Genomic DNA, 25878 nt, shown 5'->3' on the forward strand with positions numbered 1-25878 from the left:
GCTGGTCATCTGGTGACGGGTTCCGTTGTGGTGAGAAGGCCGAGTTCGTCCCGGCGTGGCATGCCCTCCCAGTCGCCGGACACGGTGCACGCGAACGCCCCGACCGTCACAGCGGTTCGCAGGCGGTCGGCGGGTGCCTCACCGGCCAGTCGTTCCGCGAGGTAGCCGGCGACGAAACCGTCTCCGGCCCCGACGGAGTCGACCACGCTCACCGGCACCGCGGGCAGGGAGTACGTCTCTCCGTCGACCATCGCGAGGCATCCCTGGTCGCCCAGTTTCAGGATGCTCTCGCGTGGTCCGAGGTCGCGGATGCGGGCGACGAGTTCGGCGGGAGTGCCGTCGCCCACCGCGATGGCGGCCTCGTCCTCACCTGCGAAGACGATGTCCGACAATCCGATCAGCTCACGGAAGACGGGGCCCGCGTCGTCCGGCGACCACAGCGCGCGGCGATAGTTGAGATCGAATGACACCGGAATGCCCAGTGCGCGTGCCCGTTCGACGCAGTGCAGGGTGGTCTTCCTGGCGGTGTCGGACAGGGCGGGGGTGATGCCGGTGACGTGCAGCAGGGACGCCGACTCGAGGCGGTCGTCCGCGATGTCCGACATCGTGAGCCGTGACCCCGCGCTGCCGGTCCGGTAGTACCAGACGCGGGTGGCGGTGGCGGTTCGCCGCTCCTTCACCATCAGTCCGGTCGGAGCGTCCGGATCGCGGATGACGTCGGCGGTGATTCCCTCGGCCCGGAGTTCCCGTTCGATCAGGTCGCCCAGGCTGTCCTGGCCGACGCGCCCGATCCAGGTGACGTCGACGCCGAGTCGCCGCAAGGCGATCGCGAAGTTCGATTCGGCGCCGCCGATTCCCAGATGCAGTGTCGATGTGTGGGCGAGGGCACCGGTGTCCACCGCCCTGGTGAGGGCCATCGTCTCGCCGAACGTCAGCACCGTCATCACGCGACCTCCAGTTCGGCGACGACGTCGGTGAGGCGCCGGCATCGTTCGGCCAGCTGCCCGAGGTCGCCTCCGCGGAGTGCGTCCCCGATCAACGTTCCGCCGAGGCTGACCGCCGCCGCTCCGGCCGCGAACCACGCGGGGACGTCGTCGATGCCCACCCCACCCGAGGGGACGACCTGGATGTCGGGGAAGGGCCCGCGCAGGTGCCCGATGTACTCCGGCCCGACCACCGACGCCGGGAACACCTTCACGGCAGTGGCACCCGCGTTCCATCCGTTCCACAGCTCGGTCGGGGTGAATCCGCCCGGGTAGATCGGAACTCCGGCACGCACGGCCGTGGCGATGACGTCGAGGTTGGTCGTCGGCGTCACGAGGAAGTCGGCTCCCACGTCGAGGGCGGCGCGGGCCTGCTCGACGGTGGTGACCGTCCCGACCCCGATCTCGACGCCGTCGGGTGCGGCGCGCCGGATGCTGCTCAGGGACTCGAGGGTTCCCGGCGTGCTCATCGTCAGCTCGACGGCGCGCACGCCGTTCTCGGCGAGGACGTTCACCACCGGGGCGTACCGGTTGGCGTCCGCGGCACGCAGCACCGCGATGACGGAAGACGTCATGCCGCCGTCACCTCACGGTCGGTGGCGTTGGCGGCCAGCGTGAGGTCGCGGTCGCGGGTTTCCGGTGCCATCGCCGAGGCGATCAGAACGGTCACGGCCATCAGGATCATGTAGACGGCCACGGGGATCCACGAGCCGGAGAACGCCGTGACGAGCGCCGCACAGATCAGCGGTGCGACACCGCCGCCGAAGATCGAGGCGAATTCGCGGCCGAGTGTGACGCCGGCGTAGCGGTAGCGGGAGCCGAAGATCTCCGGGAAGTAGCTCATGGTGACGCCGACGGCGCCCTGGCAGGCCAGGATGAAGCCGACGATCATCGCCATCGTGATCAGCAGATGCGAGCCGGTGTTCAGGGCCAGGAAGGTCGGCACCGGCAGGATGATCAGGGCGATCACGATCGAGATGTACACCGGCTTGCGGCCCACCCGATCGGACAGGCGGCCGAACCCGTAGGCCGCGATGCCGCCGCAGATGGCCCCGACCAGCAGCACCTTGGGAATGAACGTGGGGTCGACGTGCACGTCGTTCTTGAGGTACGAGGCCATGAACACCTGGTACGTGTACGACTGCGCGCTGATGCCGATGGTCATGAACATGACGATGAACAGCGGCTTCTTGCCGTTCGCGAAGATCTCCTTCACCGGCGTCTTCGGAACCTGGTGCTGCTCCTTGAGTTCCTGGAACACCGGGCTCTCGTTGAGCTTGCGACGAATGACGAACGCGGCGACCGTGACGAACAGACTGCTGACGAACACGAGACGCCAGCCCCAGGACATGAGCTGCTCTTCGGGCAGGAGCTGCGCGGCGATCCACGCGACTGCGCCGAGCGCCGTGCCCAGTGCGGCTCCCGTCATCACCAGGGCGGCGAGCCTACCTCGCCTGCCTATCTGCGCCGTCTCCGTCAGAAGGGTTGCACCGCCGGACTGTTCGGCTCCCGCTCCGAACCCCTGGAAGAATCGGCATGCGACGAGGAGAGCAGGTGCGAGCAGCCCGACCTGACTGTAGGTGGGCAGCAGGCCGATACCCAGTGTCGCGCCGCCCATCAGCATCAGCGTCGCGACGAGCACCCACTTGCGGCCGAGACGCTCTCCGTACCGCGAGAAGAACAGGCCGCCGAGCGGCCGGGCGAGAAACCCGACGGCGTAGGCGCTGAAGCTCGCGAGGATGCCCGCCGCCGGCGAGATGTTCGGGAAGAACAGGGTGTTGAATATCAGCGCCGAAGCGGTGCCGTAGATGACGAAGTCGTACTGCTCGAGCGTGGTGCCGATGAGCCCCGCCCACGCCGCCCGGCGGACCGCGGACGGGTCTGCCTGGGGTGTACCGCCACCGCGGCCGGGAGTTTTCGGGTTCACCGTGGGGTCGAGTGTAGTGTCCATGGATTCCTCCATTGGTGGTCCCGGAATAGTCCGGGCAAGGGGTGAGGGAGTCAGATGGTCGCGCTGGACCGCAGCGACGTGATCGTGCCGAGGTCCGGGACCGGGTCGGATGCTTCGCCGGCGGCGACTGCCGGCCCGTGACGGACGATGATGTCGACGAAGTCGGCGATCCGCGAGACGAAGTCGGTGTGCGAAGCGAGAGTGCTGGGAAACAGACCTCCGTCGACGAAGACGGAGCGAACGAATTCGGTAGTGGACGCGGCGTTGTCGGCCATTCCTGCCAGGCGCGGTCGAGCGGGGTCGGTCATGGATCGTGCGTGGGGGCCGGGATCGAACCCGGGCGGCGGGGCGATGCAGCAGAGGTATGCCGCCACCGTCAGAGAAAGGTACTGCGGGACGGTACCGCGGCCGAGGTGTTCGAGCGCGGGAATCGGGATGCGCTGCGCCAGTTTGACCGATCCGTCGGATCCGACCTGCGAGGTGCGATGTCCCAGAGCGGTATTGGACCAACGCGAGAACAGCTGCCGGATGTAGTCGTCCGTGTCCACCGATGCGGGAACGGTGACCGTCGGCAGGTACTCGTCGCAGAGGATCCGCCGCGCTGCGTCCTCGACGAACGGCTGCGCCACGGACTCGGGGATGGTGGTGCGCCCGTCGAGTGCGCCGAGGTAGGCGATGAGCGAATGCGTCCCGTTGAGCAGTCGGACCTTCATCAGCTCGTACGGCTCGACGTCGTCGGTGAACAGCGCGCCACCGTGCTCCCAGGCGGGACGCCCGGCGGCGAACCGCTCCTCCATGACCCACATCGTGAACGGCTCCGCGGGGACGGCGATCGTGTCGCGCACGCCGAGGTGTGCCAGTGCCGCCTCGTTGTAGCGGTCCGAACCGGACGGCACGATCCGGTCCACCATCGAGTTGGGGAACGTCACGGACGAGTTCATCCAGGACAGCAGGTCGTCGCGGAGAGGCGGCGCGAAGGTGCCGACGAACTCGCGTACGAGCCTTTCGGTCTGGCGCCCGTTGGACAGCAGGTTGTCGCAGCTGAGGATCGTGACCGGGGCGGCGTGCGTGCTCGCCCGCAGGGCCAGTCCGCGGGCGATCTGCCCGATCGTGGTGCGGGGCGTCCGCATTTGGGCGAGGTCGCGGCGAACGACATCGGAGTCGAGGTCGAGGGAACCGGTCTCGGGTGAGACCGTGTACCCGTGTTCGGTCACCGTGATCGTGACGATCTTCGTCGCCGGGTCCGCGATCGCACGGACGACCGACTCCGGGTCCTGCTCGGCCACCAGCGTTCCGGTGTGTGAACCCGGGACGCTCACACGAGAACCGTCCGGCGAGATCTCGACGACGCTGTACAGGAGGTCCTGCGCGTTCATCGCATCGGCGACGGTGCTCGAGCGGCTCGCCACACCGAGAATGCCCCACGGTCCGGGTTCGCGTTCCATCGCGAGCGCGGTGTACACCGCCTGGTGTGCGCGGTGGAAGTTGCCGAGGCCCAGGTGCACGATCCCGGCGCCTTCCGGTACCCGCCGGTGGATCAGTGCCGCAGCGGGAACGTTTCGGCGCGAGAGTGTCGGTTCGGACATGCTCGTCACCAATCCGTCATGGAGCCGTCGCGGCGCCGGGCGACCGGGAGGTAGGCCTGCTCGTACGGATATTGCTCCGCGAGTTCCTCGTTCATGCTCACTCCGATGCCCGGAACGTCGCCGGGGGTGAGGTGCCCGTCCGAGAACGACCACTCGTGGGGGAAGACCTCGCTGACGAGCGGGTCGTAGCCCATGTACTCCTGGATTCCGAAGTTCGGCGTCGCAAGCCCGAGGTGCAGGCTCGCGCCCAGGGAGATCGGCGAGACGTCCGACGGGCCGTGCGGTCCGCCGCGAATCTGGTACACCTCGGCGAGCGCGAAGATCTTGCGGACGTGGCTGATTCCGCCCGCGTGGACGATGGCCACCCGGATGAAGTCGATCAGCTGTTCGGTGATCAGGTGCTGGCAGTCCCAGATCGTGTTGAAGACCTCCCCGATCGCCAGGGGTGTGGTGGTGTGGTTGCGCACCAGACGCAGCGCGTCCTGATTCTCGGCGGGCGTGACGTCCTCGAGCCAGAACAGGTCCACATGTTCGACCGACTTCCCCAGCCGTGCGGCCTGCTGCGGGGTGAGCCGATGGTGGGCGTCGTGCAGCAATTTGAGGTCGGGGCCGACGTGTTCACGGACCGCTTCGAGGATCCGGGGTGCATGGTTGAGGTAGGCATCGGTGTCCCATACTTCCTCGACCGGGAGTGCGCCGCGGCTTGCGGGCTCGTATCCGGCGGCGCCCTGGTGCACGCCGTACACCGAATCCAGGCCGGGAACCCCGGACTGCACTCGAATCGCCTGGAAGCCCTTCGCGCGCTTGGCGTCGACGGAGTCGAGTAGCGCGGGCGCGTCCCACCCGGTCGCGTGGGTGTAGGAGAGCACCCGGTCGCGGACGGCGCCGCCGAGCAGCTGGTAGACGGGCTGGCCGAGGGTCTTGCCCTTGATGTCCCAGAGTGCGACGTCCACGGCTCCGATCGCGGCCATCGTGACGGGCCCGCGCCGCCAGTACACGCCGCGGTAGAGGTACTGCCAGGTGTCCTCGATCCGCGCCGGGTCGCGCCCGATCAGCAAGGGCGCGACATGGTCCCGGAGATACGACGCGACGGACAGTTCACGGCCGTTGAGCGTGGCGTCACCGTAGCCGACGACGCCGTCGGCCGTGGTGATCTTGACGGTGACGAAGTTGCGGGTGGGGCTGCAGATCAGCACGTCCGCGGAGATGATCTTGTCGGTCATGCTCGTGATCCTTTCGAGCCGACGGCGGGGGCGACGACGTTGCGCAGTTGCTCACCGCGCGTGAGTCGAGTGATGTTGTCGGCGATGTCGTCGACGCGTCCGACGAAAGTCTGTTGTGAGACTCCCGAAGAATGCGGTGTCATCAGGATGTTGGGGAGTTCGGAGAACGGCAGAGCGCTGGGCGTCCCTCGACCGTCGGGTCCGGGATAGTCGTACCAGACGTCGATGGCCGCGGCCGCGATGGTCGACGAGGACAGTGCGTCGAACAGTGCCTGCTCCTGGACGAGAGGTCCGCGGCCCACATTCACCAGCACACCGTCGCTACCGAGTGCGCGCAATTCGTCGGCGCCGATCATGCCCCGCGTACGGTCGTCGAGCGGTGCGGACACCACGACGACATCGGATTCGACGAGGAGACGCCCGAGTTGGGACACGTCGGCCGCCCAGTCCAGTCCCGCACTCGGCGCGTCGACGTTGCCACGACCGGTCACGGCCGCTCCTGTCGCGCCGAATGCTCGGAACAGATTCCACGTGGCGTGGCCGATGTGGCCGAACCCCACGAAGCCCACTCGCGCGCCCTGCAGCGAATTCGACTGCGTAAGACGGTCGTCGTAGACCGAGGTGGCCCAGACGCCCTGCCGGAGTGCCTTGTCCTGCGCGACGAAGCCGCGTCGAAGCATCACCGCGGCCGCCACGACGTATTCCGCGATCGACTTCTCGTGATGGAAGGTGTTCGCCACCAGCACGTCCTGCGCCAGGGCATCGAAGGTGATGTTGTCCGTGCCGGCACCGGCGACGTGGACGAGGCGCAGCCTCTCGGCAGCCGACGCCATGGACGGTGTGAACTTTCCCCCGACATAGACGTCGGCGTCGCGCAGATCCTCGATCAGGGCGGCCTCGTCGAAGCCGCCGTGCCAGGACAGCCGCGATTCGGACGGAACTGCGGCCTCGAGCCGGGATCGGTGCGGAATCAGGTTGCTGTCGGCAACAACGATTTTCATCTAGCGGCTCTCTTTTCCGGGGCGAAACACCCGATCGTGCGCCGGTCCGGCCGAAGCCCGGACGACCAGTTGAGTGGGGAGGTGGATTTCTCGGATATCGGAGTCCGGCTCGTTCGCGCGCTGGAACACCAGGTCCAGACTCAGCACTCCGGCTCGTGCCATCGGCACATTGATGCTCGTGAGCGCGGGGCTGGCGAGTTCGGCCAGCGGCGAGTCGTCGATGCCGACGACGCTCAGGTCCGCCGGCACCGAGAAGCCCATTGCGCGGACGCCGTTCATCACTCCGATGGCCATCGGATCGTTGTGTGTGATCACGGCGCTCGCGCCCGTCGCGATCACGCTCGCCGCGGCGGCATGACCGCCCGCGAGGGTTTCCTGCTGCCAGCCGAGTAGACTCAGCTGCACATCCCTGGCCTTGCAGAATTCCTCGACCGCGGCGACACGACGCTGGTTCGACCAGGACTGCGGCGAGCCCTGGACGTAGGCGAGGTGCTCGTGCCCGAGGGCGACGAGGTAGTCGATGGCCTGGCGAATTCCGTCTTCGGAATCCGCCACGATGCAATCGCATTCGGGTGACGAGCGGTTGACGAGCACCAGGGGGGTGTCGCCGGCGAGCTGCACGATGTCCGATGCGGGCAGCCGCGGAGCGCAGACCACGAGTGCGTCGACGCGACCCTGCAACTCGCCGAGAACCTCACGCTCACGGTCGGCGCTGCCGTCGGTGTCGGTGAGGAGCACCGTCTGGCGCCGGTGCCACCCCTGAGCCTGCGCCGCCTTCACGAAGCTCGCGAACACCGTGTGTCCGATGTCGGGCACCACGACCGCGACGGTGGTGGCGGTGGGGCGCACGACGTCGGTGCGGGTCGGTGACGCCGCCCGGTAGCCGATCTCGTCGGCGACCGCGATGATCCGCGCGAGCGTGTCCGGTCCGATCCGGTCCGGGGCACTGAACGCCCGTGACGCGGTGGACAGGGATACCCCTGCGCGTTGTGCGACCTCGGTCAAGGTGGGTGCCACGGTGCTACCGCCTCGCTGTTCGTTGTGACTGCCGACACACACTATCCACCGGCTTGCGCAAGGTTGTCAATAGTTGCGCAAGGCTTGCAGCAAACCTGTGCGGCGTGCGTGTTCACACGTCCAGAAGCGATAACTGCCGATCGGATTCGAACAGCGCGGCCCGGTCGAACGTCGACGTCGAGGCCAGGAGTTCGTCCGCACCGGTACGCGCGGCCAGGGCCTCGAGCGCGAGCCGCACCTGCTCGGCGGTGCCGTGGACCGACGACGCGATCGAGGCGTCGACCTGTTCGCGCAACCGCGGAGTCCACGCCCGACCCCGGATGTCCGCGACCGATTCGAGCGGCGGGAACTCGCCGGTCCGGCTCGACTGCGCCAGCGCCCACGCCTCCGGAAGCAGCAGCTCACGGGATCGATCTGCGTCCTCGGCGATCATGACCTCGAGTGAGACGATCACGTACGGGGACGGATTCCCCGCGGACGGGACGAAGCTGTCGCGGTACCGGTCGAGTTCCGGGACGCGGGCGCCCGGCGCTCCGAGGATCGGCCCACCGACCACCACCGGCAGACCCGCTTTCGCGGCGAAGTCGAGCCCGCGCCGGGTAGCGAGAACGAACATCGGCGGTGGACTCGTCACGTGAGGCCGGGCCGTCACGGCGCCCTTGCCCTCGAGGTAGCTCCGCACCTCGTCGAGGTCGCCGGCGAACGTGTCGGGGGCGTTGCGGTCGCGGCGCAGCGCCTCGCGTACCGGCTTCGTGAATCCCAGCGACCGTCCGACGCCCAGGTCGATCCGGCCCGGGTACATCGCCTCCAGCATCAGGAACTGCTCGGCCACCACGAGAGGCTGATGATTCGGCAGCATCACACCACCCGAGCCCAGCCGGATCCGGGCGGTGCGGGCGCCGAGGGCAGCGAGCAGCACCGGCGGCGACCCACTCGCGATGCCCGGCACGGCGTGATGCTCGGCCACCCAGAACCGATGGAACCCCAGATGCTCGGCATGCACCGCACGCTCGATCGTCCCGGTCAGCGCGGCAGAGTCGGGCGCACCCCGGCGCGTGCGGGACCGGTCCAGAATCGACAGCTTCACCCCCGGGGCAACGGTCCGCCGGCCGACGGTATTTCCTCACCCCGTCCGCACTCGGTGGACGAGTGTGCGCGCTTCGCTGACATACTGACCGCCGCACGATCCACGATCGCTGGGAGGTCAATGGTGAGCAGCACAGGGACTATGTCGTCCTCGCTGGACGTCACGTCGCGGTCCGCAGCGCAGATGCGGGAGTGCGCAGAGTTCTTCAGTGAGCCCGAGCTGGCCCACCTGCCCACGGCCCGCCTCGCGGACGCACTGGAGTCGCTGGCGGAGACGGGCCGCTACGAGCACACCGTGGAGGAACTGGAAGTCGGCTCGCAGCTGGCCTGGCGCAACCACGCCCGGTGCGTCGGTCGCAAGCACTGGCGCACGCTGAAGCTGATCGACGCCCGGCACGTCACCACCGCGGACGAGATTGCGGAGGCGTGCTGGGAGCACCTGCGGGTCGCGACGAACGGCGGCGCGCTGCGCTCGGTCATCACGGTCGGTCCGCTGCCGCTTTCCGACGGTCGCGAGTACAAGATCGTCAGCCCGCAACTGATCCGGTACGCGGGCTACCGCCACGCGGACGGGACGGTGACCGGGGACCCCGCGCAGGTCGGCATCACCGAGGCGGTGACGAAGATGGGGTGGCGGGGCGCAGGCACGCCGTTCGACGTGCTGCCGCTGCTGGTCAGCACCCCCGACGAGACGCTGCGCTGGTACGAGATTCCATCCGAGCTGGTGCTCGAGGTCCAGATCGAGCACCCCGACTACGCCTGGTTCGCCGATCTCGGTCTCAAGTGGCATGCCGTTCCCGCCGTGTCGAACATGAGTTTCTCGGTCGGCGGGCTGACCTACCCGCTCGCCCCGTTCAGCGGGTGGTACGTGAGCACCGAGGTCGGGGCCCGCAACCTCAGCGACCAGGATCGGTACGACATGCTGCCCGCCATCGCCGAACGGCTGTGCCTGGACACGGCGTCGGAGCGGACGCTGTGGCGCGACCGCGCACTGGTCGAACTGAACCGCGCCGTGATCCACAGTTACCGGCAGGCCGGTGTGCACATGGTCGATCATCACACCGTCGCCAAGCAGTTCATCAGCCACGTCGAACGAGAAGAGTCACTCGGCCGGAAGTGCCCCACCGACTGGTCGTGGATCAACCCGCCGATGTCGGCGGCACTCACGCCCACCTTCCACCGGCTCTACGACGCCCCCGACATGGACATCCGCCCTAACTTTCTCCCGGCCGCCACGGCATCAGGATGTCCGATCGGCGGCGGGAGCCTGTAGGACGTCGGCTATCAACTCCCGCAACCAATCGACGCCCGGCGACGGGAGAGCCCGCCGCACGGTAAAGAGCGACACCTCGACGTTCGGTATCTCGACAGGTAGCGCGAACGTGCGGACGGGCGAGGACCGGGTGAACAGTTCCGCGACCCGGCTCGGCACCACGGCGAGGTGCCGGGTCTGCGCCACCAGTTCCGGCAGCACCGCGAAGTGCGGTACCCGCACGGCGATGTCACGGCGACGCCCCATCCTCGCGAGGGCTTGATCAGCGTCCACGTGCCCGGCGGCGGCGTCGACGACGATGTGCCGTTCGGCAAGGAAATCGTCCAGGCCGGGTTCGACTCCGATCCGCGGATGCCCGAGTGCGCACAGTCCGAGATAGCCTTCCCGAAACAGGGGGTCGCGGCGCAGATCCGGCGCGTCGATGCGCGGTGTGCAGATGACGGCGTCAGCACGACCCTGACGCAATTCCTCTGCGGCACTGGCAAAATCGAGCGGCGTTACTTGCACGGCGCAGCCGGGAGCGCGGGTTTCCAGCGCCGCGAGCACTCCGGGGAGCAGTGAAATCTCCCCGAGATCGGTGGCGCAGATCCGAAAGGTTCGGTCCGACGTCTCGGCGTCGAATTGACCGACACCGGAGACGGTCTCGTCGATGACCTCCAGCGCCTGATGCAATTGCGGGTACATACTCGCCGCCAGAACCGTGGGCGCCAAGCCGTCCGGCGACCGGATGAATAGGTCGTCGTTGAACTGCCGCCGCAGTCGGCGGAGCGAATGGCTCACCGACGGCTGCGTGATGAACAGCAGCTCCGCCGTACGGGTGACGCTCCGCGTTTCATACAGCAGCACGAAGGTCCTGATGAGGTTGAGGTCCACGTCGGCCATACCGATAATATAGATCCTGTCTATGTGCTGATCGACAGCATTCATTGGACCTATAGGGCGCGGCTCCCTACCGTGGTTCACGTCACACCGCGAGAACCATGCGAAGAAATGGAGAACACCTGATGGCCGACGTCAGCGAAGCGACCTATGACCTACTGCGGGCGCATGGCCTGACCACGATCTTCGGCAACCCCGGATCGAACGAGCTCCCCTTCCTCGCCGGGATGCCCGACGACTTCCGCTACATCCTGGGTCTGCACGAAGGCGCCGTCCTGGCCATGGCCGACGGGTACGCCCAGGCCCGCGGCGGCGCGGCCTTCGTCAATCTGCACGCCGCCGCGGGCACCGGCAACGCGATGGGCGCGCTCACGAACTCGGTCTACTCCCACAGCCCGCTGATCATCACCGCCGGGCAACAAGTCCGCTCGACCATCGGCCAGGAGGTGATGCTCGCCAACGTGGACGCGCAGTCGCTGCCGAAACCCCTGGTCAAGTGGTCCTGCGAGCCGGCGTGCGCGCAGGACGTGCCGCGGTCGATCAGCCAGGCCATCCACATCGCGAACCTGCCCGCGAAGGGTCCGGTCTATGTGTCGGTGCCGTACGACGACTGGGCGCAGGAAGCACCCGCCGAGACGAAGCACCTCCTCACCCGCGCCACAACCACTGCCGGTTCCCTCAGTGCGGATCAACTCGCCACCCTCGTCGACGCCCTCGACCACGCCGAGAACCCGGTCCTCGTACTCGGACCGGAAGTCGATGCCGAGTACGCCAATGACGACGCGGTCCGTCTCGCGGACGCACTCGGCGCCCCCGTCTGGATCGCGCCGTCCCCGTCACGATGCCCGTTCCCCACCCGCCACCGCAGCTTCCGCGGGGTCCTGCCCGCCGCCGTCCAGGGCATCACCGACGCACTGGTCGGGCACGACCTGATCCTCGTCGCGGGAGCACCCGTGTTCCGGTACCACCAGTTCGTCCCCGGCGAGTACCTGCCCGACGGCGCCCGGCTCATCCACCTCACCAGCGATCCCGGCGAGGCCGCCCGCGCCCCGATGGGTGACGCACTGGTCGGCGGTGTGCGGGATGCGTTGTCCCGCCTCGCCGACAGCGTGACGCCGGGCCGCCGCCCGGTCCTGCCGCCGCTGCCCGACATCCCACAGGCCAGGACGTCGTCCGAGCGCGTGCATCCGGAGGAGCTGTTCGAGCTGTTGCGCGGCACTGCGCCGGACGACGCCGTGTACGTCAAGGAGTCGACGTCCACCACCGGCGCGTTCTGGTCGCAGGTCGACGTCTCCCGCCAAGGCAGCTACTTCTTCCCCGCATCGGGCGGGCTTGGATTCGGACTGCCCGCCGCAGTCGGTGCCCAGCTGGCGAATCCGGACCGTCAGGTGATCGGCCTGATCGGAGACGGCTCGGCCAACTACGGCATCACCGCCCTGTGGACGGCCGCGCAGTACGACATTCCGGTGATCATCGTCATCCTCAAGAACGGGACCTACGGCGCACTGCGCTGGTTCTCGACGGTGCTGGGGTCCGGCGAGACCCCCGGCATGGACGTTCCCGGGATCGACTTCACCGCCATCGCTGCGGGGTACGGCGTGACGGCCACCGCGGTACGGACCGGCGACGACTTCGTCCGCGCCTTCAAGACCGCCCTCGGCAGCGGAAAGCCTGCCGTGATCGAGGTCGAGACCGACCTCACCGAGCCGTGATAGCCCCACTCGTTCCCACGGCAGCAACGCTGCCCCGCATCGGGAGTATGCCCTTGTCTCAGAACCCGCTGTCCCAGAACCCGCTGTCCCAGAACACAGTTACCTCGATCATCTCCAACGCCCGACTGCGGCCGTTCCATTATGGTGTCGTAGCCCTGTGCTCACTGCTGATGATCATCGACGGATACGACATGGTCTCGTACGGCACCGTGATCGTCCATCTGATGGACGAGTGGAACATGGACCCGGTCACCGCCGGCACCCTCGGATCCGCGGCGCTCGTCGGCATGCTGATCGGCGGACTGTTCGTCGCCCCGCTCGCCGATCGGTACGGCCGCCGTCCGCTCATGCTCATCTGCGTGACGGTGGCGAGCGTGGCGTCGTTCAGCTGCGCCTTCGCCGGCGCCCCGGCGCAACTCGGCATTCTCCGCCTCGTCGTCGGTGTGTCGCTCGGCGCGCTCGTACCCAACTTCACGGCACTGATCGCCGAGCTCGCCCCACGCACGTCGAAGGCACTGCTCGTCACGTTCGTGTCGTCGTTCTACTCCGTCGGTGGCATCGCCGCCGCGGTCTTCGCAATCAACGTGGAGCCGCTCTGGACGTGGCGCGGTGTGTTCTACGTCGCCGGTCTGCCGCTCCTGTTGTTACCCGTTCTGCTGAGGTACCTGCCGGAGTCGCCGGAGTTCCTCGCCATCAACGGTCGTCAGGACAAGCTGGAGGCTGTGCTGTCCAAGGTCGACCCGGGTCGCGACCTGAGCGACGTCGTGGCCACGCCACGTCCGGAAGCTCGGAAGGCGCCCGTCGCGCAGCTCTTTACCAACGGAAACGCCCTGAACAGCTTCCTGATTTGGGTCTTCTTCGCGATGTGCATGTTGTTGAGTTACGGGCTCAACACGTGGCTACCGAAACTGATGCAGACCGCCGGCTACGCTTTGAGTTCCGCGCTGTGGACCCTGGTGGTGCTGAATCTCGGGGGCATCGCCGGCGCGATCTTCGGCGGCTGGCTGGCCGACCGCTGGTCCTACCGCAACACCCTGATCACGTATTTCTCCCTGGCATCCCTGTCGCTGGTGGGACTGTCCTTCGACCCGGCCGCCGCACTGCTCAACGTGCTGCTGTTCGTCGCCGGTGCGGCGACCATCGGCGCGCTCGCCATCATCCACGCGTTCGCCGTCGAGTTCTACCCGACCGAGGTACGGTCGACGGGCGTCGGGTGGGCTGCGGGCATGGGACGGATCGGTGCGATCGGTGGCCCCACCCTCGGCGGCGCGCTCCTCGCTCTTCATCTACCGTTCCAGCAGAACTTTCTCGCCGTCGCCGTCCCGGGAGTCGTCGGCGCGGTCGCGGTGGCAATCGTCGCCAAGCGGAAGTTCCGCTCGCCCCGCACCGAATCCGCGGCACCGTCACCCGCACTCGCGTCCTGACCGACCTCACCGAAAGAAGGATCGACCATGAGCCTGCTCGACATCGACTGGGAGAAGAAGGTCTTCACCGGCAGCTGGACCGCCGCCGAAGGCGCGTTCTCCGAGGTCGTGGAGCCCGCGACGGGCAGCACCCTCGGTCACGTCGGCACCGCGACCGCCGCCGACGTCGCCGCGGCCTGCACCAAGGCCGCCGAGGTCCAGCGCCGCTGGGAGAAAATGCCTTTCGAGGATCGGGCCGCGATCCTGCGCCGCGCCGGTCGGCTCTTCGAGGAGCACGCCTCCGAGATCGAGACGTGGATCGTCCGGGAGGCCGGATCGATTCGCGCGAAAGCGAGCCTCGAGACGCACGTCGCAGCGCAGGAATGCTACGAGGCGTCGGCGTTGCCTTCGCATCCCAAGGGTGAGGTGTTCCCGTCCGCCGACGGACGTCTGAGTTTCAGCCGTCGGATCGCGGCGGGTGTCGTCGGCGTGATCGCTCCGTTCAACTTCCCCCTGATCCTCTCGATCCGCGCAGTGGCACCCGCACTGGCACTGGGCAACTCGGTGGTTCTGAAACCCGACACCCGGACCGCGGTGTGCGGCGGTGTGGTGCTGGCGGCCGTGTTCGCGGCCGCCGGGGTACCGGACGGCGTCTTCCAGATGCTGCCCGGCGGCGCCGATGCCGGTGCCGCCCTCGTCACCGACCGGCACACCCGCGTCATCGCGTTCACCGGCTCCACGTCGGCGGGACGGAAGGTCGGCCAGACCGCGGCGGCGCACCTCACGCGGGCACACCTCGAACTCGGCGGCAACAACGCCCTCATCGTCCTTCCCGACGCCGACGTCACCAAGGCTGCGTCGGCCGGAGCCTGGGGCGCATACCTCCACCAGGGCCAGATCTGCATGGCCGCAGGCAGGCACCTGGTCCACGAATCGGTTGCCGACGAATACGTGGCGGTGCTCGCCGAGAAGGCGCGAGCGCTCCCCGTCGGCGACCCGTACACCAGTGAGGTGGCACTCGGCCCCATCATCGACGCGGTGCAGCGCGACAGCATCCACCGACTCGTGACCGAGAGCGTCTCGGCCGGAGTGACCCTCGTCGAGGGCGGCACCCACGACGGGCTGTTCTACCGCCCGACCGTCCTCGACCACGTGCAGCGCGACACCCCCGCGTTCTGCCAGGAAGTGTTCGGCCCCGTCGCTCCCGTGCTGCGCTACTCGACGATCGACGAGGCCGTCGAGATCGCGCGCGACACCGAGTACGGATTGTCGCTGAGCGTCCTCGGCTCGGATGCGATGGCGGCCTGGGAAGTTGCGCGGCAGATTCCCACCGGGCTCGTGCACATCAACGACCAGACCGTCGGCGACCACGCCCACATCCCGTTCGGCGGAATGGGATCCTCCGGAAACGGCGGACGAGTCGGCGGCGCCGCAGCGAACCTCGAGGCGTTCACCGAACTCCAGTGGGCCACCATCCAGGGGCCGATTCAGCAGTACCCGTTCTGATCGGACAGGCTGACACCCTGCCCTACTCAGCCGCGGTAGGGCGGGGCCACGCCCCAACCCCAGTGCGGGACGGGTGCGTGCTCGATCACCTCGGCACCGGGGCTCGAGTTCTGCAGCGCGAGTCTGGTCCCCCACTCGACGTATGCCATGAATGCGGAACGGAATTCGGGATCCGACGGGAGGCCGGCGTCGTCGGCGGCGAGGCTCATCGTCGACGCGAAGCGGTGCCGCTGCTCCGGGCTGATGGCGAGGCCGATGTGGTGGCGCAACATTCGTTCGTAACCGCCCAGCTGTTCGCTGTAGCCCGGCGGGCCGCCGAACACCTCGCACCACCAGAGAGTCACGTTGCGCCGATGCTCCTCGTGCACGCCGCCGGGGAACATCGGCGACAGCAGTTCGTCGCCCTCCACCCGGTCGTAGAAGGCGTCCATCAGCCGCCGGAACGACGGCTCACCGCCCGCCCACTCGTACAGGGACGGTGTTTCCTGATCACTCATGGGAGCTCCCGATCTCCGTCGTCTGTCCATTACAATACACACCAGTATTGGATTGAAAAGAGGATCGAGCATGAGTGTGGCCGGGCGCAGTCGCGACACCGATATCGACACCCGGGTTCTGAAAGTGGCGGGCAGGCAGTTGTCCTGCGCCGGCTACGACGCGATGTCGCTCGCCGCGATCGCCGCGGAGGCAGGCACCACCCGGCAGGCGCTGTACCGGCGGTGGGCGTCGAAGTCGGAGCTCGCCGCGGCAGTCGTGGCGCAGTTGGCCGACGAACAGTCGGGGAGGGCGTCGGCCGATCCGTTCGGGGATCTGGTCCGCGAGCTGACCGACTTCCGGCGCGGGGTGTCGCGGAGCGGCCGGTTGTCGCTCGTCGGCACGATGCTGCAGGACACGATGGACGCCGACGTCCGCGCGCAGTACCGCGCCCGGGTGGTGGCGCCGCGCCGCCGCCGCATCCGCGCCATCCTGGACCGCGCCGCCGAACTGGAGCTGATCGACGCGGACGCCGATCTCGACGTCGCCGTCACCATGACCACCGGCAGTTGGTACGGCCGGGCGCTGGCCGGTGATCGCCCACCCGCCGACTGGCCTGCCCGGACCGCGACACTGATCTGGCGGGCCGTCGGCGGGGTGCCGCCGACCTGACGCGGCTGCTACGCCGTCGACGCGCTCGTCGACCGCCGGTCTCCCATGTTCCGTGACATCAGGACGCCGATGAGGAGGAGAACGCCCGCGACGGCGATGAACCAGCCCGTGCGGTGCAGTCCGTCGTCGCCGATGACGTGACCGGCGGTGGTCTGCAGCACGACGGCCGACAGGTTCGCTCCGATGTACTGCACGGTGCGGTACATCCCGATCGCCGTGCCGACTTCCTCGACGGACGTGACCGAGCTGATCAGATTCTGATTACCGATATTGTTGAATCCATTGGGAATCCCCAGCACCGCGGCCACCAGGAGTAGCACGACGATCGGGGCCGTACTGCTCTCCACCGACGCCAGGAGCAGTCCTCCCACCAGGAGCGCACACGTTCCGACCGTGAGCGTTCGGCGCACCCCGTGTCGCCGATACGTACGTGACGCGAACAGCGTGGAGCCGATGCCGACGACGGCGACGGGCAGCATCGTCAGACCGGCTTCGGTGGCGCTCATTCCGCGGGAATACTGCAGCCACTGCGGGATTCCGAAGAAGATGCAGTAGAACGCCGTGTACGTGAGGAGGGTGCGGGAGAGTGTGGCGCTGAGCGCACGGTTCCGGGCCAGGGCCCGAACGTCGATGAACGGTTCGTCCGCACGACGTTCCCAGTGGACGAACAGGGCGAACACCAGCGCCCACACCGGGATCAGCCACCAGACGGGATCGGTGGTGAGCGACAGCAGGAACAGCATCGTCGACGAGACGAGCCCGAGGAACAGCAGGACCCCGGCCACGTCGAGCGCGTGCAGCAGTTGCCGACCGCTGACCGAGATGCCGCCGACGAAGCCGACCTTCGCGAATTTCGTGACCGCCACCGCGCTGAACGCGACGATCGGCAGGTTGATCCACATGATCGACTGCCAGCCGAACGCCCCGACGAGCAGTCCGCCGAGCGTCGGGCCCAGTGCCACGACAGCCTGGCTGCAGATCGCGAGGGTCGTGATCGCGGTGCGCGGCTGCGCGCCGTGTCGGTCCGCGTACCCGCGAATCATCGTCATCGCATTGGGATACTGTGTGGCGGTTCCGATTCCGACGAGGATGCGGGAGAAAATGAGCCAGCCGACGCTGGGGGCGAGCAGACCGGCGATCGAGCCCAGCGCCACCAGGGCGAGGCCCCCGAGGTAGACCTTCCGGGCTCCGAGCAGCGCGCCGAGCTTGCCTGCCATCGGAGCGGTGACGGCCGTGGCGATGTAGAGCCCCGAGATCACCCATGCGATCCCGGACGAGGAGCCGAACTGGGCGGCGATGCCGACGATCGCCACCGCGATCATCGACGAGTTCAGCGGTTGAAGGATGCTCCCGGTGGCGACGGAGCCGCTGACCCGGAACGGTACGGACGGGGACTTCTGCGCGAGGCCGGTATCGGCGACGGTCGCGCTCACGAGTTCATCAGTGACTCCTGCGGCGCCGGCTCGGGAGTTCCGGCGAGCCGACGAAGTAGCCGTCCGGCGATGAAGAGGAGGTCACGTTCGGCGTCGGTGCATTCGGCGGCCAGCGCGGCCGTCAGCCACTCGCTACGCCGCGACCGGTCGTCGACGAGCGTCTGCAATCCCAGCGCGGTGACCGCGACGATGCTCGCGCGCGCATCGTGGGGGTCCACGGTCCGGGAGACCATTCCGGACTCCTCGAGGATCGAGACGGTCCGCGCGATGGACTGCGGCGCGACCTGCTCGAGATCGGCGAGAGCGCGTGCGCTCATCGGACCTTCCCGGTCGAGGTGCGCGAGGGCTTGGAGTTGCGAGGGGGTGAGCAGGTGCCCGGAGCGCTGGGTTCGGATACGTCGGTTGAACAGAACGACGTCCTCGCGGAACTGATCGACCATCTGGTCCATGGCGGCCTCCCTCTCACAGTCAGATTCATTAGCCAGTCTAGCTGTTCTATTTACAGCCTTCAATAGATCGATTAACGCTGTAAACAGACGATTCAGTCACAATTTTTCATCAGCACTGCTGTCTAATGCCTTGAGGGGAGACCCCGCGACCTCGAATTTCTGCAGGTGGGGCGGGCGCAGCGAGCGTCTCACAGGAAAGTCCGAGGCGATCGCTGGCAGTATGAGGACGGCGAGCGCTGATCCAGATCCGAAAGAAGGTGGTCGTGACTCTTCGCACACGGACAGCCGGCATTGTCGCGGTGGTGGCCCTGACGTTCCTGGCCACGGCGTGCACCATCGGAGACACCGGCACGTCGGAACCCCCGACAACGTCACAGTCCGCGCCCGCCTCGATTGTCGTCCCCGCTGCCGACGGGGCGCCGATCAATCCGACCACCCCGATCGTGGTCACCGCGACAGGCGGCAAGCTGACCGCCGTGACCGTCACGAATCGCGCGGAGCAGAACACCCCGGTCGCCGGAAATCTCACGCCCGACGGCACGAACTGGACGAGCAGCCAACCACTCGGCTACGGCTCCACGTACACAGTCGTCGCGGACGCGGTCAACCCCGACGGCGCCCCGATCGAACAGACCTTCACCGTCACGACGTTGACGCCCGGCACCACCGCGTACGCGAACGTCGTCCCGGCACCCGAGGTCGTCGCCGACACCGGCATCGGCGTCGGCCAGCCGATGGTCTTCCAGTTCACCGCACCGGTCGTGAACAAGGCCGAGGTGCAGCAGCGACTGCACGTGACGACGACACCGCCGCAACCCGGCGCCTGGTATTGGACCGACGACCAGAACGCGCACTATCGAGCGGCGGGATACTGGGCGCCCGGCACCAAGATCCACATCGAGGCCGACGTGTACGGCGTCGATCTGGGCGACGGGGCCTTCGGCGCCGAGAACAACTCCGCCGACTACACCGTGCACGACTCGTGGGTGGCCAAGGCGGACGGCGCGAGCAAAATGCTCACCGTCTTCCACAACGGCGTCCAGGAGAACGCGATGCCGATGAGTCTCGGCACCCCCGACCACCCCTCGCACGAGGGTCCGCACGTGATCTCCGACAAGCAGCAGAGCATCATCATGGACTCCTGCACGTACGGGGTGTGCGCCGGCGATCCCGACTACTACCGCGAAAAGGTCGATCTCAACCTGCGGATCTCCAACGACGGCGAGTTCGTCCATTCGGCGCCGTGGTCGGTGGGTGATCAGGGCAGCAGCAACGTCTCCCACGGCTGCGTCAACCTGGCACCCGCCAACGCCCAGTGGATGTTCGACCATTTCGGTATCGGCGACGTCGTCGAGATCACCAACTCGGGCGGGCCGCTCCTGCCCGTGTGGGACACGTACGGTGACTGGGAGGTCCCGTGGGATCAGTGGCAGGCAGGTAACGCAACGGGATAGGAGGTGCTCGTGAGTTCACCATCCGCGGAATGTGTCGCACAGTTGAAGGCGGTTCTCCCGCACCGGGTTCATCTGCCGGACACCGACGACTACCGCACCGCGCTGGGCAGAGTGTTCTTTCCCGATGCCGCGAGACGCCGTCCGTCCTGCGTCGTCGAACCGGCGTCCGTGGAGGAGGTCTCCACCGTCATGAGGGTCGCGCACCGGACGGGCGGCACCGTCACCGTCCGCGGCGGCGGGCTGAGTTCCAACTGCGTCGCCGACGATGCCGTCATGCTCGACCTGTCGGCGCACCTGAACACGGCCCGACCCGAGGACGACCGGGTGGTCGTCGCCGGCGGCGCCACCGTGGGAACCATGCTGGACGCCCTCGCACCCACCGGCCGGGTGGTGCCGGTGGGGATCGTGGGCCACGCCGGATTCGGACTCGTCACCCGCGGCGGCGTCGGATACCTCACGCGCAGTCTGGGATTGACGATCGATCAGCTCGTCGAGGCCGAACTGGTGCTTCCGTCCGGTGAGGTCGTCCACCTGTCCGATGCCAGCACCGGCGACGAGGCGGACCTGTGGTGGGCGGTCCGGGGTTGTGCACCGTGCTTCGGCGTCGTGACGTCGGCAGTGCTGCGCACACACCCGGTGGGTCCGGTGTGGGTCGACCGGATGGTGCTCGGACTCGAAGCGCTCGCCACCTACTTCCTTGTCGCACCGACGCTTCCGCGGGACACGACGATGGGCGCGGTACTCGGTTACAGCGCACTGTCTCCCGACGAGCCCGTCCTCTTCGTGTACACCGCGTGCGCGAGCGGGGACGAGTCCGGCATCGACCGCGCCCGATCCGCCGCCACCACGGTCGCCGACGTGTCGGGCAAGGTGCTGTACCGATCCGAGATGTCCGGTACGTACCTCACCGGGTTACCCGAATTCGCGCCACCCGGCCCCGACGGCGAAGAACCGGAACCGATCCGGCTGCCCGAACCGGGCGAGCGCCGTGGGTCGTTCTTCGGGAAGGCCGTCTTCACCGGACCGACCCTCGACTCCGAACTCGCGGAGGCTCTGGCCACCCAGATCCGTGGGGCGCCGACACGGGAATGTCGTATCGACTTCCAGCACACCGGCGGTGCCCTCGCCGACGTCGGTGACGGCGACACCGCGTTCTGGGGCCGAAGCGGCGAGTGGAACATCCCGCTCAACGCCGTCTGGTCCGACCCCTACGACGGAGCCGCCTGCCTGTCGTGGGCGGGCGGCACCCTCGACGCGCTCGCACCCCACACGATCGGCGTCTACAGCGTCGAGGTCCGGCCCGGCTTCCCCGAGACCGGCGCCGAGATCGACGCAGCCTACGGTGGAAACCTTCGCCGACTGCGCCAACTGCGGCAGAGGCACGATCCGATGGGGGTGCTGACGCACTATCCGCTCTAGGACATGCCCTAGTCGCCGATCCGCTCCCCCGTCTCCGGGTGGAACAGGTGGACCGCTCCGTCCCGCTTGTGCAGGGACACCGTGTCGGCCAGCCGCGCGGGGGTGCGGGTCAGTGACCGGGCGGTGAGTTGCGTTCCGTCACCGGCGATGTGGGTGTGGACGTAAGATTCGCTCCCGAGTTCCTCGACCAGGTCCACGATCACCTCGATGCCACCGTCCCCGGTCGACAACTCCAGCTGCTCGGGGCGCACACCGACCGTGACGGTCTCCAGTCCGGCCGCGTGCAGCGCCGACAGCTGGTCGCGCTCGAGCGCGAGCGTCGAGTTCCCGAGGCGCACGCCGTCACTGACTATGGGCATCGTCATCAGGTTCATCGCGGGCGAACCGATGAATCCGGCGACGAACGCGTTCTTCGGGCGATCGTAGAGTTCGGTCGGCGCCGAGAACTGCTGCAGCTTGCCGTTCTTGAGGACGGCCACCCGGTCACCCATGGTCATCGCCTCGACCTGGTCGTGGGTGACGTACACGGTGGTGGTGCCGAGCCGGCGCTGCAGCGCCGCGATCTGCGTGCGGGTCTGGACGCGCAGCTTGGCGTCGAGGTTCGACAGGGGCTCGTCCATGCAGAACACCTGCGGCTCCCGCACGATCGCTCGACCCATCGCGACGCGCTGGCGCTGACCGCCGGACAGCTTGCCGGGCTTCCGGTCGAGGTAGTCGGTCAGGTCGAGTAGTTTGGCGGCATCGGCCACCTTCTTCTTGCGTTCCTCCACACCGACTCCGCGCATCTTCAGAGCGAAGCCCATGTTCTCGCCCACCGTCTTGTTGGGATAGAGGGCGTAGTTCTGGAACACCATCGCGATGTCACGGTCCTTCGACGGCACCCCCACCATGTCCTTGCCACCGATCTCGATGGTGCCTTCGTCGATGTCCTCGAGGCCGGCGAGCATCCGCAGTGCGGTGCTCTTGCCGGAGCCGGACGGGCCGACGAGGACGATGAACTCGCCGTCTTCGATGTCGAGGTCGAGCGAATCGACCGCCAGCGTGTCGGCGTTCTCGTAGAGGCAGGATGCGCCCTTGTACGCGATGTCAGCCATGATTGCTCCTCAGGTGGGTACGAACGGTGGGGGAAGTGGTTGCCGGGGCGATCATTTGATCGCACCGAAGGACAGGCCGCGGACCAGTTTGTTCTGTGCGACCCAGCCGGCCAGGATGACCGGGAGCGCCGCCAGCGTCGCCGCCGCCGACAGCCGGGCCCAGTACAGGCCCTCACCGGTGATGAACCCGACGAGGAACACCGGAATGGTCTGAGCCTGAACGGCGGTGAGGTTGACCGCGAAGAAGAATTCGTTCCACGAGAAGATCACGCAGATCAGTGCGGTGGCCGCAATGCCGGGTGACACGAGCGGAAGGATCACCTCACGCACCGACGTCCAGAGGCTTGCACCGTCCATGCTCGCGGCCTCGAGCAGTTCGCCCGGGACCTCGAGGAAGAACGAGCGCATCATCCACACCGCGATGGGGACGTTCATCGCCGTGTACAGGATGACCAGCGCCCAGATGTTGTCGAGCAAGCCGATGTCGTTGACGATCACGTACAGCGGGATGATCGCGGCGACGATCGGGAGCATCTTCGTGCTGATGAAGAAGAACAGGGCGTCCTTCGTCTTGCGGACCGGACGCAGCGACAGCGCGAACGCCGCCGGCACACCGAGCACCAGCACGAGGATCGTCGACATGGCGGTCGCGAACGCCGAATTCAGCAGTGCCGTGCCGATTCCGCTGTCGAGGACCGCCTTGAACTGGTCCAGGGTGGGCGTGAAGAACAGCTTCGGCGGGGTCGTGTAGGCGTCGCCCTCCTGCTTGAACGCGGTGAGCACCATCCACGCCACCGGGAAGAAGAAGCCGAGCGCCACGATCCACGCCACCACGCTCCACGGGCTGAACTTGCGGTGCTTGCGCGCCCGCTTCGTCTCCGGCGCGGTGGGGGTGGACTCCACCGGTGCCGCCGCAGTGTCGGTACTCATCACGCTGCCTCCTCGTTACCGGTAAAGCTCTTGAAGATCAGGCGCAACGCCAGGGTCGCGACGACGATGGTCGCGATCACGACGATCACGCCCATCGCGGCGGCCTGCCCGATGTCGAAACCGAGGAATGCGCGCTGATAGATGTAGAAGGGAAGATTGGCGCTGGCCGTGCCCGGCCCGCCCTGGGTCATCATGTAGATGGCGTCGAACGTGTTGATCAGGTAGATCGCGCCCAGCACCGCGCCGAGTTCGATGAACCGGCGAAGATGCGGGAGCGTCAGTTCACGGAACATCGCGATCGGCTTGGCGCCGTCCACCCGTGCCGCCTCGAGGATGTCGCGCGGCATGGACTGCAGACCGGCCAGGATCAGCAGCATCATGAACGGGGTCCACTGCCAGATCAGGTTCACCATGACCGCGGCGAGCGGGAACTTGCTGACCCAGTCGACCTGTCCCACCCCGAACGGGGAGAGGACGAAGTTGACGATGCCGAACACCGGGTCGAACATCGTGGTCTTCCACAGCAGCGCACCGGCGACCGGGGTCACCAGGAACGGGGTGATGAGCAGGGTCCGCACGATGCCGCGGCCCAGGAAGGCGCGGTCGAGCAGCAGTGCCAGCAGCAGGCCCAGCACCACCGAGATGATCACGGTCCCGACGATCAGGATCACGGTGTTGACCGCGACCTCACGGAACTGGCTGTCCTGGAACACGTCCACGTAGTTCTGCAGTCCGACGAAGGCCTGGGACCCCGGACGGACCAGGTTCCAGGACTGCGTCGAGTAGTACAGCGTGAACAGGAACGGGATCTGGGTCACCACGATCATGAAGATCAGGGCGGGGAGCAACGGTCCCCGGCGACGCCATCCCTCGGCGCGGGAGACGCTGTCGTCCTTGGCCTCCCGCAGTTGCCGCACCCGGTCGGCGGTGCCGTCCGCGGTGGGTTTCTCGGCGATGGTTGTCATCGTTCCTCCCGATACGTCGCGCCGACCACCTCGGCGTACTGCTGTGCCTGGGCGAGCGCCTCGGGCACGGTCTGCTGTCCTGCGATCGCCGCGCTGATCTGCTGGCTGACGCGGGTTCCGAGATCCTGGAACTCCGGGATCGCCAGGAACTGCACGCCGGTGTACGGAACCGGTTGCACGGTGGGCGCTTCCGGTGTCGCGTTCTCGATCGCCTCGAGCGTCAGCGGACCGTAGGCCGCCGAGGCCTCTTTGTACTCGGGAATCTCGTAGGTCGACAGCCGGCTGCCCGGAGGCACCCGCTCCCAGCCGAGATCCTCACCGACCGTGCGTATGTATTGCTTGTCGGTCATCCACGAGATGAACTTCCACGCCGCATCGGGATTCTCGCTGCTCTCGGGAATGCCGAGCGACCAGCTGTACAGCCAACCGGAGTTGTCTTTCACCTCGATCGGCGCTGGCGCGTAGCCGATCTTGCCGACGACGGCGCTCGACGCCGGATCCTCCAGCGTGGACACCGCGGACGTCGAGTCGTACCACATCGCCACCTGACCCTGAGCCAGCTGCGTGGCGCACTCACCGAAACCGCTCGTCGCGGCGCCCGGCTCGCCGTACTCGCGCACCAGGTCTACGTAGAACTGCACCGCGCGTTCCACCTCCGGGCTGGTCAGCTGAGCGTTCCAGTCCTCGTCGAACCAGCGGCCACCGAACGTGTTGATGACGGTGTCGAGGGGTGCGAGCAATTCACCCCAGCCCGGCTTGCCACGCAGGCAGATGCCGGCCATGTCGTCGGAGTCGAGTTGCTTTGCCGCCGCTGCGACCTCGGTCCAGGTCGGCTTCTCCGACAGGGTGATTCCGGCCTGCTCGACCAGGTCCTTGCGGTACATCAGGAACGAGGATTCGCCGTAGAACGGCACCGAGTACATGTTCCCCTCGTAGGACAGGGATTCGCGCAGGGTGGGGATGAAGTCGGCCTCGTCGTAGCCCTCGGTGGCCTGCGCGTACTGCGACAGGTTCTTCAGCCAGCCGTACTTGGCCCACTGCGGGGTCTCGTAGTTGCTGATCATCACGACGTCGAACTCGCCGCCACCGGTTGCGGTGGATGCCGTGATCTTCGCGCGCGCCTGGTTCTCCGACAGCGTCACGAACTTCAGGTCGATGTCGGGATTCTCTTCCTCGAACTGCGAGGCGAGCTTCTGGGCATCCTGCATCTGTGAGTTGGAGACCATCGCGATGGTGATGGTCTGGTCCGACGCGCCCAGCGTTCCTGCGCCCGCGCATCCGCTCAGCGTGAGGCAGAGCGCGCCCGCGCCGGCTACCAGCATCGTCGCCGGTTTCCTGTTTTTCTTCACCGATCTTCACCTCTCTTGC

General features: G+C 67.4%; 23 protein-coding genes. 7 read left to right on the plus strand and 16 right to left on the minus strand.

Translation table 11 applies throughout. From position 1 onward, the window contains the following. Positions 1-5: 5 nt before the first annotated feature. The 8 genes from G9373_RS03935 to G9373_RS03970 form a co-directional block, all read right to left on the minus strand. On the minus strand, positions 6-944 hold the full coding sequence (locus G9373_RS03935; protein WP_167113961.1) for a sugar kinase: 939 nt from the start codon (positions 942-944) through the stop codon (positions 6-8). After that, entirely contained in the window at positions 944-1558 is a 615-nt protein-coding gene (locus G9373_RS03940; RefSeq protein ID WP_167113963.1) for a bifunctional 4-hydroxy-2-oxoglutarate aldolase/2-dehydro-3-deoxy-phosphogluconate aldolase, read from the minus strand. The genes G9373_RS03935 and G9373_RS03940 overlap by 1 nt, the downstream gene beginning before the upstream one ends. Continuing rightward, complete coding sequence (locus G9373_RS03945) at positions 1555-2934, minus strand: MFS transporter (RefSeq protein ID WP_054245996.1); 1380 nt, start codon at positions 2932-2934, stop codon at positions 1555-1557. The genes G9373_RS03940 and G9373_RS03945 overlap by 4 nt, the downstream gene beginning before the upstream one ends. A 50-nt stretch (positions 2935-2984) precedes the next feature. Beyond that, positions 2985-4520: a mannitol dehydrogenase family protein gene (locus G9373_RS03950; RefSeq protein ID WP_133985255.1), complete on the minus strand. Its 1536-nt coding sequence runs from the start codon at positions 4518-4520 to the stop codon at positions 2985-2987. A 5-nt stretch (positions 4521-4525) separates the two neighbouring features. Then, complete coding sequence (gene manD, locus G9373_RS03955; protein WP_167113966.1) at positions 4526-5743, minus strand: D-mannonate dehydratase ManD; 1218 nt, start codon at positions 5741-5743, stop codon at positions 4526-4528. Beyond that, positions 5740-6744 carry a 2-hydroxyacid dehydrogenase gene (locus G9373_RS03960; protein WP_054245987.1) on the minus strand — a complete coding sequence of 335 codons (1005 nt, stop codon included), beginning with the start codon at positions 6742-6744 and terminating at the stop codon, positions 5740-5742. Before G9373_RS03960 ends, manD begins: the two co-directional genes overlap by 4 nt. Beyond that, on the minus strand, positions 6745-7761 hold the full coding sequence (locus G9373_RS03965; RefSeq protein ID WP_005250920.1) for a LacI family DNA-binding transcriptional regulator: 1017 nt from the start codon (positions 7759-7761) through the stop codon (positions 6745-6747). A gap of 112 nt (positions 7762-7873) precedes the next feature. Further along, on the minus strand, positions 7874-8848 hold the full coding sequence (locus G9373_RS03970) for an LLM class flavin-dependent oxidoreductase (RefSeq protein WP_167113969.1): 975 nt from the start codon (positions 8846-8848) through the stop codon (positions 7874-7876). Between the two features lie 141 nt (positions 8849-8989). Here G9373_RS03970 and G9373_RS03975 point away from each other — a divergent pair, with 141 nt between their 5' ends. Next, on the plus strand, positions 8990-10120 hold the full coding sequence (locus tag G9373_RS03975) for a nitric oxide synthase oxygenase (protein ID WP_167114023.1): 1131 nt from the start codon (positions 8990-8992) through the stop codon (positions 10118-10120). On the opposite strand, the gene G9373_RS03980 is transcribed toward G9373_RS03975, so the two are convergent. After that, entirely contained in the window at positions 10088-11002 is a 915-nt protein-coding gene (locus G9373_RS03980) for a LysR family transcriptional regulator (RefSeq protein ID WP_167114026.1), read from the minus strand. The two genes, G9373_RS03975 and G9373_RS03980, sit on opposite strands and share 33 nt — an antisense overlap. Positions 11003-11124: 122 nt before the next feature. Here G9373_RS03980 and mdlC point away from each other — a divergent pair, with 122 nt between their 5' ends. Genes mdlC through G9373_RS03995 form a run of 3 tightly spaced genes read left to right on the plus strand, consistent with a single transcriptional unit; the run spans position 11125 to position 15620 of the window. Continuing rightward, positions 11125-12711, plus strand: coding sequence for a benzoylformate decarboxylase (gene mdlC / locus G9373_RS03985; RefSeq protein WP_167113972.1), 1587 nt, complete (start codon positions 11125-11127; stop codon positions 12709-12711). A 53-nt stretch (positions 12712-12764) separates the two neighbouring features. Continuing rightward, positions 12765-14135: an aromatic acid/H+ symport family MFS transporter gene (locus G9373_RS03990; protein WP_082359712.1), complete on the plus strand. Its 1371-nt coding sequence runs from the start codon at positions 12765-12767 to the stop codon at positions 14133-14135. Positions 14136-14162: 27 nt separating this feature from the next. Continuing rightward, positions 14163-15620: an aldehyde dehydrogenase family protein gene (locus G9373_RS03995; protein WP_005572991.1), complete on the plus strand. Its 1458-nt coding sequence runs from the start codon at positions 14163-14165 to the stop codon at positions 15618-15620. A 26-nt stretch (positions 15621-15646) separates the two neighbouring features. Here the strand turns inward: G9373_RS03995 and G9373_RS04000 are convergent, their stop codons facing one another. After that, complete coding sequence (locus tag G9373_RS04000) at positions 15647-16117, minus strand: group II truncated hemoglobin (RefSeq protein ID WP_005572992.1); 471 nt, start codon at positions 16115-16117, stop codon at positions 15647-15649. A 70-nt stretch (positions 16118-16187) separates the two neighbouring features. On the opposite strand from G9373_RS04000, the gene G9373_RS04005 reads away from it, so the two are divergent. Continuing rightward, a complete protein-coding gene (locus G9373_RS04005) occupies positions 16188-16766 on the plus strand; it encodes a TetR/AcrR family transcriptional regulator (RefSeq protein ID WP_005572993.1) in 579 nt (192 codons plus the stop codon). Positions 16767-16774: 8 nt separating this feature from the next. On the opposite strand, the gene G9373_RS04010 is transcribed toward G9373_RS04005, so the two are convergent. Then, entirely contained in the window at positions 16775-18199 is a 1425-nt protein-coding gene (locus G9373_RS04010) for an MFS transporter (protein WP_054245984.1), read from the minus strand. Beyond that, complete coding sequence (locus G9373_RS04015; protein ID WP_005572995.1) at positions 18196-18648, minus strand: MarR family winged helix-turn-helix transcriptional regulator; 453 nt, start codon at positions 18646-18648, stop codon at positions 18196-18198. Before G9373_RS04015 ends, G9373_RS04010 begins: the two co-directional genes overlap by 4 nt. A gap of 257 nt (positions 18649-18905) precedes the next feature. Here G9373_RS04015 and G9373_RS04020 point away from each other — a divergent pair, with 257 nt between their 5' ends. Together G9373_RS04020 and G9373_RS04025 are read left to right on the plus strand one after the other, a co-directional pair. After that, positions 18906-20102, plus strand: a complete 1197-nt coding sequence (locus G9373_RS04020; RefSeq protein WP_005572997.1) for an Ig-like domain-containing protein — start codon at positions 18906-18908, stop codon at positions 20100-20102. 9 nt (positions 20103-20111) lie between these two features. Beyond that, entirely contained in the window at positions 20112-21521 is a 1410-nt protein-coding gene (locus G9373_RS04025; RefSeq protein WP_167113975.1) for an FAD-binding oxidoreductase, read from the plus strand. 8 nt (positions 21522-21529) lie between these two features. Here G9373_RS04025 and ugpC read toward each other — a convergent pair whose 3' ends face one another. From ugpC to G9373_RS04045, 4 genes are read right to left on the minus strand one after another with little or no spacing between them, the layout of a single operon-like run. Then, a complete protein-coding gene (ugpC, locus tag G9373_RS04030) occupies positions 21530-22615 on the minus strand; it encodes a sn-glycerol-3-phosphate ABC transporter ATP-binding protein UgpC (RefSeq protein WP_005569879.1) in 1086 nt (361 codons plus the stop codon). A 51-nt stretch (positions 22616-22666) separates the two neighbouring features. Next, a complete protein-coding gene (locus tag G9373_RS04035; RefSeq protein WP_005261017.1) occupies positions 22667-23545 on the minus strand; it encodes a carbohydrate ABC transporter permease in 879 nt (292 codons plus the stop codon). Beyond that, positions 23545-24510, minus strand: a complete 966-nt coding sequence (locus G9373_RS04040) for a sugar ABC transporter permease (RefSeq protein WP_005569878.1) — start codon at positions 24508-24510, stop codon at positions 23545-23547. Before G9373_RS04040 ends, G9373_RS04035 begins: the two co-directional genes overlap by 1 nt. Continuing rightward, positions 24507-25832 (minus strand): sugar ABC transporter substrate-binding protein, encoded by a 1326-nt coding sequence (locus G9373_RS04045; RefSeq protein ID WP_054245618.1) that lies wholly within the window; start codon positions 25830-25832, stop codon positions 24507-24509. The genes G9373_RS04040 and G9373_RS04045 overlap by 4 nt, the downstream gene beginning before the upstream one ends. Positions 25833-25878: the final 46 nt, after the last annotated feature.

Source organism: Rhodococcus sp. A14 (assembly GCF_011603105.1).
GTDB lineage: Bacteria > Actinomycetota > Actinomycetes > Mycobacteriales > Mycobacteriaceae > Rhodococcus_F > Rhodococcus_F opacus.